Source organism: Rhizobium sp. 25PS6, from assembly GCF_032464655.1.
Classification (GTDB): domain Bacteria; phylum Pseudomonadota; class Alphaproteobacteria; order Rhizobiales; family Rhizobiaceae; genus Rhizobium; species Rhizobium laguerreae.
Window position 1 is genome coordinate 53914 of record NZ_JAWDIV010000032.1, and the last position, 17147, is coordinate 71060.

A 17147-nucleotide genomic window follows, 5' to 3' on the forward strand; every position below is an offset into this window, starting at 1 on the left:
ATCATCCTGTTCGAGGCGCATGCAGGCTGTATCCGGTGTTGCGGACCGTATGCAGAAGCTGGACCTGGAACGGCTTGTCGACCTTGGCCCTGAGGCGGCTGATATGGGTCTCGACGACGCTGGTCTTCGGATCGAAGTGGAAATCCCAGACCCGCTCCAGCAGCATCGTCTTGGTGATCACCCGGCCTTCGCCGCGCATCAGCACCTCGAGCAGGGTAAATTCGCGCGGCTGCAGCTCGATCACCTGGCCGGCGCGGCGGGCCTCCCGCCGGATCAGATCGAGCTCGAGATCGGCAACCTTCAGCACCGTCCGCTGCTCCTGCACCGGCGGGCGCCGGCCAAGCGCATTGACGCGGGCCATGAGTTCGGAAAAGGCAAAGGGCTTGACGAGATAGTCGTCGCCGCCAGCCTCCAGCCCCTCGACCCGATCGTCGACGCCGCCGATCGAGGTCAGGAACAGCGCCGATGTGCCGATCTTGGCAGCCCGAAGTGAACGTACGATCGCCAGGCCATCGAGACCCGGCAGCATGCGATCGACGACGATGACGTCATAGGCCTCGCGCTGCGCCTGAAACAGCCCGTCGCGGCCATCGCCAACCACGTCACAGACATGCCCGGCCTCGGAAAAGCCATTGGCAATATAATCGGACGTCTTGGTATCGTCCTCGATAAGCAGGATTCGCATCAGCCCGATCATTCCCGCCATGCCTGGGGCGAGATCTAGCCGAGAGGAAGGCTTGGCGACAACTTACGGATTGGTAAGGTGACGGGTGGGGAGCGGCGAACTGGCTTTCCAAACCATCTACGCCCGATCGATTCGAAGAAGCTATTCACCGGGCAGTCCGTCACCCGCTCCGGATGATCACGCACGAGGACATGCATCCTGGCGTCAAGCCATCCCGGCGATGATTTCAGCCAATCCGCGATCTTGAAGAGCAGAATTCCGCTGCCTAAATCAGCGGCACTCACGCCATGAAAGGAGGTAAACGATGGCACTCGACACTTTTGAACAACCGATTTACGCGCAACGGAAGTACTTCGTGCAAGAGATCGCCGGGCTTGACGATGTCTTTGATTTTCTCGACGAATGGCCACAGGAGAAACGCGATATCACCTATGAGGTCATGCTGGACGCCTGCCGGAAAGCAGCCAATCGGCAACTACCCGCGTCGGTCGTCGCAGCGAATATCAGTCGCTTTCTCAAAAAGCATGGCAAGCTCGCCGACATAGAAGACGTGCCCCTGCACCTGCGGCGGGTCAGCGATCGAAATGTCTCAGGTATCTAGTACCGAAGGTGATCGCCGCAGCCGGAACCAAAACACGCTCGCTGAGTTCGGCAGAGTTCCATCTTGATTGGACGAGGAAGTCTTACTGGAAAGGAGCACGCAGGAAACAGCAGCCGTTGAAAAAGCTAGGATTCAACTGCCGCATGCCTTGAAGTATGCGGCTCCGATTTTTGCGGTCGACTCTCTGCTCACCTGAGGAGATTTTGCCGATGAAGATCGCTCAGATTGCCCCGCTTGCTGAAAGTGTTCCGCCGAAATTATACGGGGGAACCGAGCGGATTGTTTCGTACCTTACCGAAGAACTGGTGGCCCAAGGCCACGATGTGACGCTGTTTGCCAGCGGCGATTCCGTTACAGATGCCCGCCTCGTGCCGTGCTCGAACACTGCCCTGAGGCTAAATCCCGCCATCAAGGACCACCTGCCGCATCAGATCCTGATGCTTGAGGAAATCCGCAGGCGCGCGCACGAATTCGATGTCCTGCATTTCCACGTCGATCTTCTGCATTTCCCGCTGACCCGATATTTTGCCGACCGCACCGTCACGACGCTGCATGGGCGGCTCGACCTGCCCGATCTCTGGCCTTTCTACAAGGCGTTTCCAGATATTCCCCTGGTATCGATCTCCAATGACCAGCGCCACCCGATGCCGCCGGTCAACTGGTTGGGGACAGTCTATCACGGCCTTCCCGCTAGCCTCCTACCTTTCACGGAAAAGCCGGCGGGCGGTTACCTCGCGTTCCTCGGACGGATCGCTCCGGAAAAGCGACCTGACCGGGCGATTGAAATCGCGGCCAAGGTCGGCATGCCGCTGAGGATCGCAGCCAAGATCGACAATGTCGACAAACATTATTGGGAAACGGCAATTCAGCCGATGGTGATGAGCCATCCGAATGTTGAGTTCATCGGCGAGATCAACGATCGCCAGAAGGCGGACTTCCTGGGCAATGCCGGCGCGTTGCTTTTCCCGATCGACTGGCCTGAGCCCTTCGGGCTTGTGATGATCGAGGCGATGGCCTGCGGCACACCGGTTCTTGCCTTCCGCAGCGGCTCGGTCCCGGAGGTGATCGACGACGGCATCTCGGGAATTTTGGTCGATACCGTTGCCGAAGCTGTCGAGAACATCGAATGGGCACTGCAGCTTGATCGGCGCAAGGTGCGGGCGAACTTCGAGAGACGCTTTACTGCGGGACGCATGGCAAGAGACTATCTTGCGGTCTACGGCCAGCTGCGTGGATTGCGCGCAAAAGCCCCGCAGCGCCGGCGCGCGAACCGCCCGATATCCATTGACCAGGTTGTGGCGTAAAAATACGGAGGCGACATGTGACGACATCTGCAGGCGGCAACTCAAATCCCGCAGCAACGAAGCAAGTGACGCCGATTGCGCAATTCTTCATTCCCGCTGCCGCGTCGCTGCAGGAGCGGCAACCACGTACATTAAAGCACGGCGATACATTCGCGGTCTTCGATCACAATGGCGATGCTCTTTCCGGACCAGGAAGTCCCGACGGGCTTTTTCACCGCGACACGCGATATCTTTCGCATCTCTACCTGACGCTCGAGGATCGGCGTCCGATGCTCCTGTCGTCGACAATGCGCGACGACAACGCCACGCTCACCTGCGATCTGACGAACCCGGACTTCCTTGGCAAAGATGGAAAGCTGCGCCTCGAGCATGATCTCATCCATATTCGACGGACACGCTTTCTATGGGCGGGGCGTTGTTATGAGCGCCTGGCAGTGAAGAACTATGACGACAGCGATCATCACCTGCGGATGAAGCTCCAATTCTTTACGGACTTTGCTGACCTCTTCGAAGTGCGAGGCACCGTGCGGGCAAAACGAGGCCGTAGCCTGCCGGCCGTCATCGAAGATGGAAGCGTCCTTCTTTCCTATATCGGCCTCGATGAAAAAACACGGACAACCCGCGTCTCGTTCGATCCGGCTCCCGATGAACTCGCACCGGATCTGGCGGTTTACGACCTCCACTTGAGCAGGCGCGGCAGCCGCTCGATCTTCATCGAGATCGACTGCGACCGTTCGGACAAGGATCGCCGCGTCAACGGCTTTTTCCTGGCCATGCGCGATGCTCGACGGGCATTGCGATCGTCGATGGCAAGGGCGGCTTCGGTCTCAAGTTCCAATCAGATCTTCAACCAGCTTGCGCGGCGAAGCGTGTCCGACCTTTACATGTTGATCACCGACACGCCTGAAGGGCCGTACCCCTATGCCGGGACGCCGTGGTTCAGCACGGTGTTCGGCCGCGATGCGATCATCACCGCGCTGCAGACGCTGTGGCTGGATCCCGCCATCGCAAAGGGGGTGCTTCGCCATCTCGCCGCCAACCAGGCGACCGATATCAATCCCGCTTCGGATGCCGAACCCGGCAAGATCCTCCATGAGGTTCGCTTCGGTGAAATGGCCGAACTGGGGGAAGTTCCGTTCCGGCGTTACTACGGCAGCGTCGATTCGACCCCGCTGTTTCTCATGCTCGCGGGGAGCTACCTGGACCGCACCGGCGACACGGCAACTCTTCAGCAGCTTCTGCCGCATATCGAGGCGGCGCTGACCTGGATCGACGAATATGGCGATCGCGACGGTGACGGCTTCGTCGAATACGGGCGCCAGACCGTGGAGGGCCTGATCAACCAGGCCTGGAAGGACAGCCACGATTCGGTCTTTCATGCGGACGGGACACTCGCCAGGGGGCCGATCGCGATTGCCGAGGTACAGGCCTATGTCTACGGCGCGTGGCAAGCGAGCGCGGAGATATTCCGCCGGCTCGACCAGCCCGAGCGCGCGGCGAAATTGCTGGCGAAGGCAGAAGGGCTGCGGCGTGCTTTCGACGTCCGTTTCTTCGACGAGGAACTCGGTACGTTCGTGCTGGCGCTGGACGGAGACAAGCGAGCCTGTCGGGTTCGCTCTTCGAATGCCGGCCACGCTCTCATGACCGGCATTGCCTACCCCGCAAGAGCTGAACAGGTGGCGCACACCTTGATGAACGCCTCGTCCTTCTGCGGCTGGGGCATTCGCACCATTCCCGCCACCGAGGCGCGCTACAACCCGATGAGCTACCACAACGGCTCGATCTGGCCGCACGACAATAGTCTGATCGCCATGGGGCTTGCGCGCTACGGCTTCAAGGCAGCGGCAGCGCAAATCTTTGAAGGCCTGTTCGCAGCCTCGACCTATATCGAATTACGCGGCCTTCCCGAGCTGTTCTGCGGTTTTTCCCAACGGCGGTCGCATGGACCGACCTTCTATCCCGTGGCGTGCTCTCCGCAGGCCTGGGCCGCGTCAGCGCCTTTGTCGTTACTGCAATCGTGCCTCGGTCTGGATTTCGACCCGAACGCCTCGCAGATCAGCTTTAACCAGCCGCGCCTGCCGGCATTCCTGGATGAGATCACTTTGCGGCATCTTATGGTGGGCTCCGGTTCGGCTGACGTCACCATTCGCCGGTCCGGCCGACAGGTCGTCGTAGACGTCGTGGGTCGCAAGGGAGATGTACGTGTCCTCACGACTGCTTAGAGGCGTTGCACGGGCATGGGGTCCGAAGCAGCGGAATGATTGGTGTGACTGATCGCATTAATGGCAATCGTCAGGGGCCGCCCAACGTACAGGAGACGCAATGCTTGGGGCAAGCAATGATCGCTGAACGGCCCAACAGAATGATACGGAATATCACTCGAAATCAGAGTCAATTTATGTTTGGGAGCAAAATGAAAGAAGAAAATTTGTAGTTGAATAAACGCCTTGGCAACACCGCACCGCGTGATCACGATCTCGGTCCAGCCGTGATCTCAAAGTCGTTGCCATGAGCGATAAGCCCTCGAAAACCTGAAGCCTTCTCAAACCCGCTTCCAACAGCGAAATTGCCTTCGTCCCCGACGCACCGGGAACCGAACATGCCGCTGCTTGTTTTCACAGCACATAAGCCGAGCGCGTCGGAGCGAGCACATGAACCCGAAAAGCACGTTGAACATTGCCGGCCATCCGATCCATCCGATGTTGATCCCGTTCCCGGTCGCTTTCTTTGTCGGAACGCTCGTCACCGATATCCTCCACAGCCAATCCGACGACCCGTTCTGGCCGGCGGCGTCGAACTGGATGCTGACGGCCGGCCTCGTCATGGCAGCCTTGGCAGCACTCGCCGGATTGACCGATTTCTTCGGCGATAGCCGCATCCGCAGCTTGCGGGCTGCCTGGCTCCACATGATCGGCAACATGGTCCTCGTTCTGATCGAGGCCGTCAGCCTTTGGCGGCGGGTCGTACAAGGCCCTGATTTCATCGTGCCGACCGGCCTGGCGCTGTCTTTGATCGCCGTTGCGCTGCTGTTGTTCAACGGCTGGAAAGGCTGGGAAATGGTGTATCGCCACCGGGTCGGCGTCAGCGAAGAGACGAGCAATTCGGCGCGGTGAGGAAGGCGGCAAATTTCCGCAAACTCCGTCGACCGGAGGATCCATGCTGCCCCCCATCGGCGGCGCGTGAATCCCAGGCTCGAGGCCTGGGTTGCGGACCTTTTTGGTTATCGAAGGATAAGGCTGCTTTGCGCCCTCATGCCGGCCGTAGAGATTATCTTTGCCGCTTCCTGAAAGCATGCATCGCCGGCGACCACGCTGGAAGTTTCAGTTGCGCCAGAACCGGAAGATAGAACTGCTCCGCAACAAGTCCGATTTACTTGGTCAGCAGACCTCTGGTCCGGTAGAGTCCCAAGTCTCCACCTGGCCGCAGATCGAAAAGCCGGAAAACGCTTATCTCATAGTAAGCTGATGCATCTGGAGCGCCTACGATGAAGCCGAGCGGATCCACCGAGGCAGTGAGGATCGAGGACCTTGACGACGCGGGGCTGGTTGAACACGCGCGACAGCTTGACCCCGCCGCATTCTGGCTAATCATCAAGCGTCACAATCTGCGGCTTCACAGGGTCGCCCGCGCCGTCCTGAATGACGACATCGAGGCGGAGGACGTACTTCAGGAGACCTATATCCACGCCTTCACCCATCTGGCCGAATTCCGCGCGGAGGCGCGGCTGTCGACCTGGCTCACCCGGATCGCGCTGAACGAGGCGCTGGGACGCCGCCGGAAAAGGCGACCCACCGTAGACGCGAAAGCCATCGAAGGCATGGTCGCTCCATTCAGCGCGCACAAGCCTGATCCCGAAGAGGCGGCCGCTCTCGCTGAAATCCGCGGCCTGCTGGAGCGAGCCGTCGGTGACTTGCCGGAGCCCTTTCGCATCGTCTTTGTCATGCGGGACGTCGAGGAAATGAGCATTGAGGAAACGGCTTTTCTTTTGGCATTGCGACCTCAGACAGTGAGCACCCGTCTTTATCGCGCACGCCGGCTGCTCCGCGAGGCGCTGCGGGACCAGCTCGCCACCGTGTTCACGGATACGTTTCTCTTCGCTGGCGCTCGTTGTGACCGCCTCGCGCAATCAGTCCTCGATCGGCTCGCAATTCGCTTGGTTCGAGAGGATACGCATCTGTTGAACGCGGCGACTGAGCTCTAGACGCCGTCCACGCCGAGATTACGGCAGCTCCTTTCGCAGGACCTTTGTAGTGGGACACGGGAATATTTTGGCGGCCCGGATCATCTAATCGTCAGGCAAACGCATTCGGTGCCGCGGTGCTGACAGCGGTGCTGAATCAACAAACATAGGAGATCGCCATGCAGGCCCCACTTGACCTATCCCGGCGTCAGTCGCTTCAGGGACTTATCGTACTCGGTGCCGGAGCGGCACTCAGCGGAATTGCGCGGCCTTCGCCGGTATTGGCACAGGACATAACGGACGAGGACATTTTCCGCTTTGCGCTCAACCTCGAATATATGGAGGCTGAATACTACCTCCGCGGCACCACCGGAATGGGCATCGACGCAGCCGATGCCGGTTCGAAATCCGGCGACGTCGTTGGTGGAAAGCAAGTCTCGTTCGAGACGCCCGCCATCGGCAAATTCATGCAGGAAGTCGCGGAAAACGAACTCGCGCACGTCCGCTTCTACCGCAAGACGCTTGGAACCAACGCGGTTGACAGGCCGGCCATCGATTTCGGTGCGGGCTTCAAAGCCGTCGCGGAAGCGGCGGGCCTCGGGCCGGACTTCGACCCTTTCGGCAACGAGACGAACTTCGTTCTCGGCGGGATGGTGTTCGAGGATGTCGGCGTCACCGCCTATGCCGGTGCGGCGACAATTCTGAAAAACAAGGACTTCCTCGCCGCTGCCGCAGGCATCCTGGCGGTCGAGGCCTATCACATGGGAATGGCGCGATCGACGCTATACCGAAAGGGAGAGGAAGCCTGGAAGGCCGCCAACGCGGTCTCCGATGCCCGAGACAAAATCGACGGATCAGACGATAAGGACCAGGGGATCCAGGGGGACGGAAAAGCCAACATCGTTCCCTCGACGCCCGATGCGATCGCGTTCACCAGAACACCGCAGGAGGTGCTCCGGATCGTCTACCTCACCGACAAGGACGGAGTGAGCAAGGGCGGCTTTTATCCGGAAGGGATGAACGGCACGCTCAAGACCACCTGAGCCAGTTGCGACGAGTGACGATTGGCCAGCGGAAACTGAGCGGATTGGTATCCGCCGCTCTGCGTGAGATCAACGCTTCAACCCTCCTTGCGACGTGCAAGGACGGTTGAACTCGATTAAATGCCTGTCCGCGGATACCGGTCGCGCTCCTGTGCGATCTGCTCGGGGGCGTATGGATCGAGCGTGTCGTCGAAGTGGGTCCAGCCCTGCTCCTTATAGGCACGCCGACGTTCGACCGGATCGACGCAGTTTGACCCCTGGAGAATAGCCTGCGCCTCGGAGGCGCGGGCGTCGTCGACCTTGGCCGTGACCAGGCTGCCGCCGCGGCGGACACCTTCGGCATAGAGGTGGGCATCGTCTTCCGAAACGCCGGAGTCGGTGAGGGCGCCGATCAGGCCACCAACCGCACCGCCGGTGACGGCGCCGGCGACAGCCCCGGCCGCAGTCACGGCCAGCCAGCCTTCGGCAACCACCGGCCCGACACCGGGAATGGCCATCAGGCCCAGTCCGGTGAGCAGGCCGCCGGCGCCACCGACGGCAGCGCCGATGACGGCGCCGGTCGCGGCATCCTTGCCAACGTCAGAGTCGCGATGGACGCGGCCAGCCTTGTTGGAGACGATACTGATGTCGTTTGAGGCAATGCCTGCCGCTTCCAATTTGGTGACGGCGGAGCGAGCGTCCGAGTGGTCGTCGAAAAGTCCGGTTACAGTTCTCATCATGCTTCTCCTTGGGTTACTTGGCGACGATGTTGCCCTGATAATCGAGAGCAACGGAGACGGCTTTCCCGTCCTTCATGCCGAGGCCATCCAGATCCCCTTGTCGTCGAGCTTGAGATCCTTGACGTCGGTGTAACCCGCTTCCGCAATGCGATCCTTAGCCTGAGTTTCGGTAAAGCTGTTGGCGCCCTCAACGGGCGCGGTCGGATTTTTGGTGTCCGGGGTTGCAACCGCAGGTGTATTTCCATCCTTGGATGGAGCCGGTGTGGTTTGGGCAAAGGCTGCAATGGCAGACGCGCCCAGAATTGCCGCCGCGAAGACGATCTTCTTCATATGCGTTTCTTCCATTTCCGGATCAGATGAGATCCATGCGGTCAGAACACGCAGGAGAGATCTTTGTTCCGCGAGATTATGTAGTTGATTTTTCTAAATATATGGGAAAGTGGCGCGCTGCGGGTTATTCTCTGCGGCGCCGGGGCAATGTAAGCAGAAAGTAACGGTGTGGGGTAACCGACGATCCCACGGGCGCCTTGAGGAAGGGCCTCGGTGTAGGCCCATCCTATAACTCCTAGAGTTGTGTTTTTGTCATATCCAAGAGGGGGAGCGCGGGGCCGCTCTCCTGCCGGCAGGTCGTGCGGTGACGGATGCGGCCCCGGCAATGTCAGTGACTTCACGGAATACGGGCGATGACCTTGATCTCGAAGTCGAAGCCGGCCAGCCAGTTGACGCCGATGGCGGTCCAGTTGGGGTAGGGTGGCTTGCTGAACATCTCCTGCTTGACCGCCATGATCGTGCCGAACTGGTTTTCGGGGTCGGTGTGGAAGCTGGTGACGTCAACGATGTCATCCAGCGTTGCGCCGGCGGCGCTCAGCGTCGCCTTCAGGTTTTCAAAGGCGAGCCGCACCTGGCTTTCGAAGTCGGGTTCCGGCGTTCCGTCCGGACGGCTGCCGACCTGTCCGGACACAAACAGCAGATCACCGGATCGGATCGCGGCGGAATAGCCGTGCTTCTCGTAAAGAGCGTGCCTGTCGGCCGGAAAGATTGCTTCGCGTTTTGTCATTCTGATCTCTCTTCATTGTTGACAACGACCGTTGAGCGCGACGTATCGCTTCACATCTCGCGCCCCATTTGGTATACGGTTCGTATATGAAATGTATGAGATGCGCATCGTATGTCAAGTTCATATACGCTTCGTATATGAAATTGAGGGATTGAATGGTTAGGAAACGCAGCGAAACGATGCAGGAAAACCGCGTCAAGCTGATCGCGGCGGCGCGCAAGACCTTTGCGGAAAAGGGGTACTCGGCAGCATCGATGGACGGATTGACGGCCGACGTCGGTCTGACACGGGGCGCGCTCTACCACAATTTTGGAGACAAGCGCGGGCTGCTGGCGGCGGTCGTCGATCAGATCGACACGGAGATGGCGGTGCGCGCGCAGGAGATCGGGGCGCGCGCAGGGGACGCTTGGCAGGGCCTGCTTGCCGAGGGTGCCGCCTATATCGAGATGGCGCTCAATCCGGAGGTCCAGCGCATCGTCCTGCTCGACGGACCTGCGGTGCTGGGCGATCCCTCGCGATGGCCGAGCCAGAACAATTGCCTGCAGGTGACCAGGAGCACGGTGGAGCGCCTGATCGCCCAAGGCATCCTCAAGCCGCTCGACCCGGAGGCGGCGGCCCGATTGCTGAGCGGCGCGGCTCTCAATGCCGCCCTCTGGATCGCCGCCAGCGAAGATCCGCAAAGCGTGATGCCAAAGGCGGTCGAGGCTTTTCATGCCTTGGCGGCCGGTCTGCTGGCGGAGCGTTTGTGATTTGGGAGCTGGTTGCCAAGCTTACGGGCCCGAGGCCCCTGGGATGACAGAAGAATTCGTTCTGACGCTGACATAAATGGGTGCGAGTGACACGCCCAAATCGCCATCAGCGAAATTTGGCTCAGCCCGTCGAAACGACACCCAAGCTGAGGACCCACATTTCGCGATAGCAGAAGCCGGGATCGGAAATCAGACGCTCCGGCTCTTCGCCGATCGCCTTCCATTGGTGATGGTCCGCTTCCGTTAAATCGCACGTTTGAGCAAGTCCAGACAAGAATTCCAGATTGTTTCGGATGTATTCGCGTTCCACCGGCCTGAGTGGCTGACGGCGCTCTGCCAGCGTTGTAATGGCAGAGACGTTCTCTAGGCCCGCCGCGCGAAACCAGGCTGACACGCGAGTTCCTCTCATGGCGCCGGACATCTGTACGTCATCGGACAGCGCATCGAGCAGACGCCACATCAGTTTGGGATCCTGCGGCTGATACTGCCAAACCGAGATATCAACCTCCTTCACGGCAATAAGTCCGCCTGGTTTTACGACGCGGCAGAACTCCCCGATCGCTTGGGTGAGCTCCTCATCGCTCAGGTACTGGATGACGTTCGCGCTCCAAACTGCATCGAACGTGCCCGCTTCATACGGCAGCGCGAGGATGTCACCGGTTCGCACGCCAATCGGACAGGCAGGCTGCTGGCTTGCAATCAAGCGTTCGATTGCCTCAACATTTTCCTGTGCCAGATCTAGAGCATAGATATGCCCCTCGACCCCCAACAGTTCCGCCATCAATGGGAGGAAGACCCCATTGCCTGCACCCGCATCAAGCACTGACCAGCCAGGTCGGATGCCGGCGGCACGGAGAGTGGCGTCATACTCGTCCTTCAGTGCCTGGTAGTGAACGTCGAGGTGGCCTCCGGCGCTGAGCTTATGGCCAACCGATGTGACCTGTTGCGAATCTGAAATATTGCTCATCTGCCTGGCCGGTCCGAGTTCGCAACAATAAATTTAAAGAAACGTGGCTTTGTGGCGCAAGTCAGTCTGCCTTGCGCGTCAGTCGAATTAGAAGCATGTTCGCGCTGCTACGCTAGCCTATTACTAGAAGTACCGATTATCCGGGACTGTCAACTGTCGCTCGGACCCTTTATCAAAGAGTTCGTCGCATGCGCCCCATATGCGCACTCCAAAAGGAATAGTGTGACACTTGCTCCATGATGCCGCTTTATTCGCGCTCAACTATCACAGAGCGTCCGTTTGTCGACGGCGCGAAAATCAGTCGCATTGCGACGCCACTTCACGCCTCCAAGTCACCACAGCGAACATCAAAGCATTCTGTTGAGGCATATTCAGAGGTGCACTTGTGAGCGTCAGGCTGTCGCCAGATAAGTTGCAGTATCTGACTTGCTCGCTTCCGACCCAAGGCTCAAACCAAGCGATATCGACGGTTGTAACGAGGCGGTTGGGCGGCTCCACCCTATATTGGCCTGAGTAAGCCAGCATCGAACGAAAAGCGACTGCCTCATCGGCTTCCGTCTTTGGGTCTGACCGACCATCCGGCGTGATCAGGGCGAACATGCGGCCTTCGGGATTAAACGTTACCGCTCCAGACGGGCGCTCGCCCCAAGGCTGCGTTCGCTTGCCCGTTGCGCAGTCCTCCATGTGAAAGGACTCGATGATCCAGATACCAACCAAATCTTTAGCGTGCATCGGGTACCTCCAGTTCACCGTCGTTTGCCGTAGTTCGGACCGAACGGCACTGTTTTTCTCGCTGAGCATAGCTGGGAAAGACCGCTGCCGGATTGCGAAATCTTCAATAAGGGCTTTCGTAGCAAAACCGCCAGCGCGGAACTATTCCGAAAACACCAAAGCCATCGCGAAACAGACTTGCGAATCGCATAAGTGTGTGCTTATGTGTTGGCATGATCGAGAATGACATTTTCCGCGCCTTGGCTGACCCAACCCGCCGGGCGATCTTCGAGAAGCTGGCGGCGGGCGGCATGAACGCCAGTGCCCTGCGCGAGGGCATGGAGATCAGCCAGCCGGCAATGTCGCAACACCTCTCGGTTTTGCGGAGCGCAGGGCTCGTGAGGGAAGAACGGCAGGGGCGGTTCGTCAATTACGAAGTCGATCCGGAGGGGCTGGCTCTCATCGCACAATGGTTGGCGAAATATCGCGCCTACTGGCCTGCCCGCATCGAAGCTCTCAAGGTCTTGCTGAAGGATATGGACCAATGAACGATGGAAAGGCCAAGGAGCAGAAAGGCGGCATCGAACTGGAATTCGATCTGGATGAACCGCCGCAAAAGGTCTGGCGGGCAATCAGCATCCGGGAATTTCGGGAAAACTGGTTGCCGAAAGACGCTCTGGCCGATCCCGAACCGGCCACGATCACACCTGGCGAGGAAGTCCGTTATAGCCTGCGCGACGACGCTCCACCTTTCCTTGAAAGCACGGTGACGTTCACGATCGTCCCGAACGCGACCGGCGGCACTCGCCTGCGCATCATCCACGAGCTCAGCGACGCGAGGCTTGACCGGATGGCGGAAACGGCCGCGAACAGCAACAGTCCGGCCCTCATGCTCGCCGCCTGACGCGGCAAGCTCTCCCTTTAAATTCTGGAAGATTGGAGTTCGCCGATGCGCGAAGCGATGCAACTCGTCCCTATGGTCATAGAACAATCCAGCCGAGGGGAGCGGTCTTTTGACATTTACTCCCGCCTTTTGCGCGAACGCATCATCTTCCTCAACGGCGAGGTCAACGATACCGTTTCCGCTCTGGTCTGCGCGCAGTTACTGTTCCTCGAGGCCGAGAATCCAAACAAGCCGATCAATCTCTACATCAATTCTCCGGGCGGCGTCGTGACAAGCGGCTTCGCCATGTACGACACCATGCGCTTTATCCGCGCGCCGGTTCATACGCTTTGCATGGGCACAGCCCGTTCCATGGGATCGTTCCTGCTGATGGCAGGCGAGGCCGGCGGAAGAGCGGCTTTGCCCAATGCCAGTATCCTCATTCACCAGCCATCCGGTGGCTTCCAAGGCCAGGCTTCCGACATGCTGATTCATGCCGAAGAAATTCTGAAGACCAAGCAGCGCATGACGCGGCTCTACGCGGAGCATTGCGGACGCCCCTATGAAGACTTTGAGCGCGGGATGGATCGCGACCGCTTCATGACGGCGGAAGAAGCATTGGAATGGGGTCTTATCGACCGTATTCTAAAGGTTCGAGAAGGCGAAATTCCCGATTGAAGCGACACTTGTTTTCCGGACTTTTGCAACGTCGCAGAATAGACGGTTTTGCGATGCCGGCAATGTCTGCTGTTGGCGCAGCTCCGCCGCGCGCAGCGGGAAATATGCGAGCTGGACCGGGCATCTCCCCCAGCTGGGGTGTCGGACTTAATCGAAGTCCTTTGCCCGATCCTTCCAATATTCGCTGATGAATTCACGTGAGGGCGGTGAATCCTCGTCTTCACCGAATTCCAGGCCACCCTGGGCACGCGCCTCCAGAGTGCGCCGCACTTCGGTGCGCAGGAACTCGCCAAAGCTGTCCGCAAGCTTGTCCTTACCGTTTGTGTATCCGCCGGTGGACACCTCGTAGACAGGCGCTTCGCCGTCCGTATTCATCTCGGCGCAATCCATCACATAGAAGGGACCATAACCCGCCGCCAGAAACGGGATCATCGTCTCGCTGATCCGACCATCGGCGCGCTCTCGTTCCGTGGCATACACAACATTAGTGATGAATTTCGCGTCGATGCCCTGGGAGAGCCAACCGTAAATCTCGATCGTGTCGAATTCGAGCGCGCCATGTTCGGACAGCATCTTCTTATACGAGACCGGCAGCGTCACGCCGAGCCGGGTCTCGATCTGATTCAAGTCGTCTTCAGTCGCGCTCTTGGTCCCAAGAACCGCGATCCCGTTGTCTCGAAGGCTGCGGATTGCGTCATCATACATCGCTATGCTCATTGTCTACTCCTTGTCCACTGCCTACCCAAGAAGCCTGACGCTGCCTCTATGGCGGCGGTCCGTTGCTGAAATCCTTAGCCCTGGCGCGCCAGGATCTCGACTGATATGGGCAACACGTCGAGCACGATCCAGGCCCCCTTGCGGTTGCTCATCTGGCCTTCAGGTGCGCCAGCACTACGCCGATCCCGGAAAGTTCAACGGCTACGCCTGACGCGCCGAAGCCCCTAGCCTCCAACGATTTCGCTGATCTGCACGATTGGCGAGATGTCCGTATAATTGGCGACGTCTGCGACGATCTCCGCGCGGTGGGGACCGAACGCCTCCTGGAATGTCTCCAGGGTCGGCGAGTAGACGTGGCACGCCGCGACGAACTTCGGCGCGCTTCCAGGTTCGCGACCCGCAAGGCCCTTTTCGATCTCGTAGCGCAGGCAGGCATCACCGAGCCGTTCCTGGATCAGTGGCATGTGGCGGGTGCGGTAATAGTCGTGATCGAACTTCGAGCCGCCATCGGCCGGATAATAGACGCTCATCTTGATCATGGTCGGCCTCCTGCCTGAACGCCTCTCCGAGCGTCCGAAGGGCTTTCTAGAGCGGTTCAGCTTTTAACGGAAGCGCAGGACCGCTCTAGACTTTTGTTTTTACGCAATTCCGGACGGAAAACCGCTTCGCACTTTTCCTGGAATTGCTCTAGCTCACCGACTCGTCAAGCCGCAACCGGATTTCTGGCCGAAGCGAGTTTGACGAGAGCAAGGTAGTTTTCGCTGTGCTTTTCGAAGCGGGTGGCGATCACGGACGCAAAGAGTCAAGACAGGGCGGAACCGTTGCTGCGGCTATCGGTTAATCCGCCGAGGTCGCGGCGTGCCAATCGGACGTGACGGAGATGGTGAACGCACCGGTTTTTCCGATTTCTCGGTGCGGGCAACGAAATGCCAGGCGAGCACCTTACCCGTTCGCCGCGATCTCATCCCGGACAACAGGATTGGCGAGGATCGAACCGTCAACCAGGGCCACACATCGATCACTGTCTCCTGAGCGCGGAAACCGCCGCCCGCCCATAAAAGGCGGTGGAACAGGCGAGCGACCATGCTCCGTGTGGATCGATCAGAGGAGGAGAAGGTCATGAGCAAAAATAATTGGAAGGCCGGGCTTCGCGCCAAGCTGGAGCATCTCGTCGACGACTGCGTCGTGGCCGGGGCCAGGCAGCAGGACGTTTTCGATACGATCATCAAGGAGACCGGCAATCTGCGCGCAGCCCTCGAGCGCGATCCCGACCCTGCGGAGGACGACACTGCCGTCATAGAGGAGCCTGCGAACGATTGGCCGGCGGCCGAAAAGTGACCTGAAGCCGATCGGGGAGGGGCACGCGAGCGCTTTGGGGCGGGGGCTTATGGAACCAACTGGCGCGGCGAAGATTTACAGTCTCGTCGCCTGGCAATCGGTTTAGCCGCATCTGCTAGATGTGATTGCCCGCGTCGTCCACTCATCATTCACAAGGGGGAATTGCTATGGAAAGTGCAGGTATCGGCTGGATCGCCGCCATCATCATCGGCGGCATTGCCGGCTGGCTCGCCGAATTGCTGATGAAAAGCAACATGGGCGTGCTGATGAACATCATTCTCGGTATTGTCGGCGCCATCGTCGCCAACTTTATCCTGTCGCTCTTCGGCGTCGTCCTTGGCGGATGGCTGGGTTATCTGATCGCGGGCTTCATCGGAGCCTGTATCCTCATCGCTGTTGCGAGAATGGTCAGGCGCGCGACCTGATCAAACAGAAGGCGGCTTCGCAAACCGGCCGCCTTCGGCATCCCCATAACGGCGTTTTCAACTTGGAATGACGCTGCGGCGGCGACATCTGGATCTTGCGATCGAGATAGCGGATAAACGGGCGCCTATTCGCAACACGCCGGATCAAATTTCCGCGATAGGATGTTCATTGGACAAGCTCGGCACGCTCGGAATCTTCATTCAGGTGCATAGATTCTCCAGCGCGACAGCACATTCATCATGTTCCGCCAAAGATACGTGTTCGCGAATCTACTCGTCAGTAACCACCCGGCAAAATCACGGATCGATTCTGTAAGGCGATTCTCAATGTCCAATGAGCCTTAACACTGTGGGTAGCCTGTGATGATGCCCTCACGACCTTTTTCGGAGGGTGGATGCAATCGCTTAGCATAAGTTTTCGCGTTGCCATCAGAACAAGCCGGTGGCAACTTCCAGCATACAGCGTGCCTACAACAGGACAGCCCATTTGACCGATGAAAAGCTGCGATCAGCGGATCCGGAACTGGAACACCAGAGCCGGCGAGGACTGCCCTCGCTCGTTCTCGCTACCCTGGGCGTCGTCTATGGCGACATCGGAACTAGCCCGCTTTATGCATTCAGAGAGGCTCTCCACGCCACCGGCGGATCCGGAGCTCATCGTGCGGACATCCTTGGAATCCTGTCACTGATCGTCTGGGCGCTCACGATCGTAGTCACCTTGAAGTACGTAACGTTCGTTTTGAAGGCAGACAACCGGGGCGAAGGCGGCACGCTGTCTCTCATGACGCTCGCCCGCGAAGGTCTGGCCGGACGCCCCAAATGGGTGCTTGTCCTGGGCGTGATCGGCGCCTCGCTGTTCATCGGTGATGCGATCATCACGCCTGCGATCTCAGTCCTGTCTGCGGTCGAGGGCATCGAGGTGGTCGCACCGGCGTTGTCCAACTGGGTCGTGCCGATCACTCTCACGATCATCGCCATGCTGTTTTTCGTCCAACGGTTCGGGACGAGCGGCGTGGCGTCGGTGTTCGGTCCCGTAACGGCTCTGTGGTTTATCGTCCTTGGCGTCAGCGGGGCGATCCACATATTTGAC

The 17147-nt window shown here is 59.1% G+C and carries 20 protein-coding genes and 1 pseudogene; 13 read left to right on the forward strand and 8 right to left on the reverse strand.

Going from position 1 to position 17147, the window contains the following annotated elements; genetic code table 11:
* Position 1: 1 nt before the first annotated feature.
* Positions 2 to 685, reverse strand: a complete 684-nt coding sequence (locus tag RWK44_RS32860; RefSeq protein WP_131666440.1) for a winged helix-turn-helix domain-containing protein — start codon at positions 683 to 685, stop codon at positions 2 to 4.
* Between the two features lie 304 nt (positions 686 to 989).
* On the opposite strand from RWK44_RS32860, the gene RWK44_RS32865 reads away from it, so the two are divergent.
* From RWK44_RS32865 to RWK44_RS32890, 6 genes are all read left to right on the forward strand, one after another.
* Positions 990 to 1286, forward strand: a complete 297-nt coding sequence (locus RWK44_RS32865; RefSeq protein ID WP_316030003.1) for a DUF982 domain-containing protein — start codon at positions 990 to 992, stop codon at positions 1284 to 1286.
* A 209-nt stretch (positions 1287 to 1495) separates the two neighbouring features.
* Positions 1496 to 2590 carry a glycosyltransferase family 4 protein gene (locus RWK44_RS32870; protein WP_131666438.1) on the forward strand — a complete coding sequence of 365 codons (1095 nt, stop codon included), beginning with the start codon at positions 1496 to 1498 and terminating at the stop codon, positions 2588 to 2590.
* 17 nt (positions 2591 to 2607) lie between these two features.
* Complete coding sequence (locus tag RWK44_RS32875) at positions 2608 to 4812, forward strand: amylo-alpha-1,6-glucosidase (RefSeq protein ID WP_168283655.1); 2205 nt, start codon at positions 2608 to 2610, stop codon at positions 4810 to 4812.
* 429 nt (positions 4813 to 5241) lie between these two features.
* On the forward strand, positions 5242 to 5703 hold the full coding sequence (locus tag RWK44_RS32880; RefSeq protein WP_316030004.1) for a DUF2231 domain-containing protein: 462 nt from the start codon (positions 5242 to 5244) through the stop codon (positions 5701 to 5703).
* A gap of 371 nt (positions 5704 to 6074) precedes the next feature.
* The gene (locus tag RWK44_RS32885; protein ID WP_131666436.1) at positions 6075 to 6791 is read left to right on the forward strand and encodes an RNA polymerase sigma factor; all 717 of its coding nucleotides are present in this window, start codon (positions 6075 to 6077) and stop codon (positions 6789 to 6791) included.
* A 158-nt stretch (positions 6792 to 6949) separates the two neighbouring features.
* Positions 6950 to 7813 carry a ferritin-like domain-containing protein gene (locus RWK44_RS32890; protein ID WP_316031554.1) on the forward strand — a complete coding sequence of 288 codons (864 nt, stop codon included), beginning with the start codon at positions 6950 to 6952 and terminating at the stop codon, positions 7811 to 7813.
* 116 nt (positions 7814 to 7929) lie between these two features.
* Here the strand turns inward: RWK44_RS32890 and RWK44_RS32895 are convergent, their stop codons facing one another.
* The 3 genes and pseudogenes from RWK44_RS32895 to RWK44_RS32905 form a co-directional block, all read right to left on the reverse strand.
* Positions 7930 to 8529, reverse strand: coding sequence for a hypothetical protein (locus tag RWK44_RS32895; RefSeq protein ID WP_131666457.1), 600 nt, complete (start codon positions 8527 to 8529; stop codon positions 7930 to 7932).
* A gap of 16 nt (positions 8530 to 8545) precedes the next feature.
* Positions 8546 to 8862: pseudogene (locus RWK44_RS32900) on the reverse strand (PepSY domain-containing protein).
* A 337-nt stretch (positions 8863 to 9199) separates the two neighbouring features.
* On the reverse strand, positions 9200 to 9589 hold the full coding sequence (locus tag RWK44_RS32905; protein WP_168283657.1) for a RidA family protein: 390 nt from the start codon (positions 9587 to 9589) through the stop codon (positions 9200 to 9202).
* Between the two features lie 155 nt (positions 9590 to 9744).
* On the opposite strand from RWK44_RS32905, the gene RWK44_RS32910 reads away from it, so the two are divergent.
* Positions 9745 to 10338, forward strand: a complete 594-nt coding sequence (locus tag RWK44_RS32910) for a TetR/AcrR family transcriptional regulator (protein WP_316030005.1) — start codon at positions 9745 to 9747, stop codon at positions 10336 to 10338.
* A 121-nt stretch (positions 10339 to 10459) separates the two neighbouring features.
* On the opposite strand, the gene RWK44_RS32915 is transcribed toward RWK44_RS32910, so the two are convergent.
* Both RWK44_RS32915 and RWK44_RS32920 read right to left on the reverse strand, forming a co-directional pair.
* Positions 10460 to 11305, reverse strand: coding sequence for a methyltransferase domain-containing protein (locus tag RWK44_RS32915; protein WP_222060222.1), 846 nt, complete (start codon positions 11303 to 11305; stop codon positions 10460 to 10462).
* A 297-nt stretch (positions 11306 to 11602) separates the two neighbouring features.
* Positions 11603 to 12037, reverse strand: coding sequence for a lipocalin-like domain-containing protein (locus tag RWK44_RS32920; RefSeq protein ID WP_168283659.1), 435 nt, complete (start codon positions 12035 to 12037; stop codon positions 11603 to 11605).
* Positions 12038 to 12249: 212 nt separating this feature from the next.
* Here RWK44_RS32920 and RWK44_RS32925 point away from each other — a divergent pair, with 212 nt between their 5' ends.
* Genes RWK44_RS32925 through RWK44_RS32935 form a run of 3 tightly spaced genes read left to right on the forward strand, consistent with a single transcriptional unit; the run spans position 12250 to position 13577 of the window.
* Positions 12250 to 12564, forward strand: coding sequence for an ArsR/SmtB family transcription factor (locus tag RWK44_RS32925; protein ID WP_131666454.1), 315 nt, complete (start codon positions 12250 to 12252; stop codon positions 12562 to 12564).
* Positions 12561 to 12920: an SRPBCC family protein gene (locus tag RWK44_RS32930; RefSeq protein ID WP_222060223.1), complete on the forward strand. Its 360-nt coding sequence runs from the start codon at positions 12561 to 12563 to the stop codon at positions 12918 to 12920. Before RWK44_RS32925 ends, RWK44_RS32930 begins: the two co-directional genes overlap by 4 nt.
* Positions 12921 to 12965: 45 nt before the next feature.
* Entirely contained in the window at positions 12966 to 13577 is a 612-nt protein-coding gene (locus RWK44_RS32935; protein WP_316030006.1) for an ATP-dependent Clp protease proteolytic subunit, read from the forward strand.
* A 147-nt stretch (positions 13578 to 13724) separates the two neighbouring features.
* Here RWK44_RS32935 and RWK44_RS32940 read toward each other — a convergent pair whose 3' ends face one another.
* Both RWK44_RS32940 and RWK44_RS32945 read right to left on the reverse strand, forming a co-directional pair.
* Positions 13725 to 14294, reverse strand: a complete 570-nt coding sequence (locus tag RWK44_RS32940) for an SMI1/KNR4 family protein (RefSeq protein ID WP_221947749.1) — start codon at positions 14292 to 14294, stop codon at positions 13725 to 13727.
* 224 nt (positions 14295 to 14518) lie between these two features.
* Positions 14519 to 14833, reverse strand: coding sequence for an EthD family reductase (locus RWK44_RS32945; RefSeq protein ID WP_168283662.1), 315 nt, complete (start codon positions 14831 to 14833; stop codon positions 14519 to 14521).
* A 580-nt stretch (positions 14834 to 15413) separates the two neighbouring features.
* Between RWK44_RS32945 and RWK44_RS32950 the strand changes: the two genes are divergently transcribed.
* The 3 genes from RWK44_RS32950 to RWK44_RS32960 all read left to right on the forward strand — a co-directional run.
* A complete protein-coding gene (locus RWK44_RS32950; protein WP_221981887.1) occupies positions 15414 to 15632 on the forward strand; it encodes a hypothetical protein in 219 nt (72 codons plus the stop codon).
* A gap of 167 nt (positions 15633 to 15799) precedes the next feature.
* On the forward strand, positions 15800 to 16057 hold the full coding sequence (locus RWK44_RS32955; RefSeq protein ID WP_168283664.1) for a GlsB/YeaQ/YmgE family stress response membrane protein: 258 nt from the start codon (positions 15800 to 15802) through the stop codon (positions 16055 to 16057).
* Positions 16058 to 16544: 487 nt separating this feature from the next.
* Positions 16545 to 17147 (forward strand): KUP/HAK/KT family potassium transporter (locus RWK44_RS32960; protein WP_316030007.1); only part of this gene is annotated, 603 nt, incomplete at its 3' end.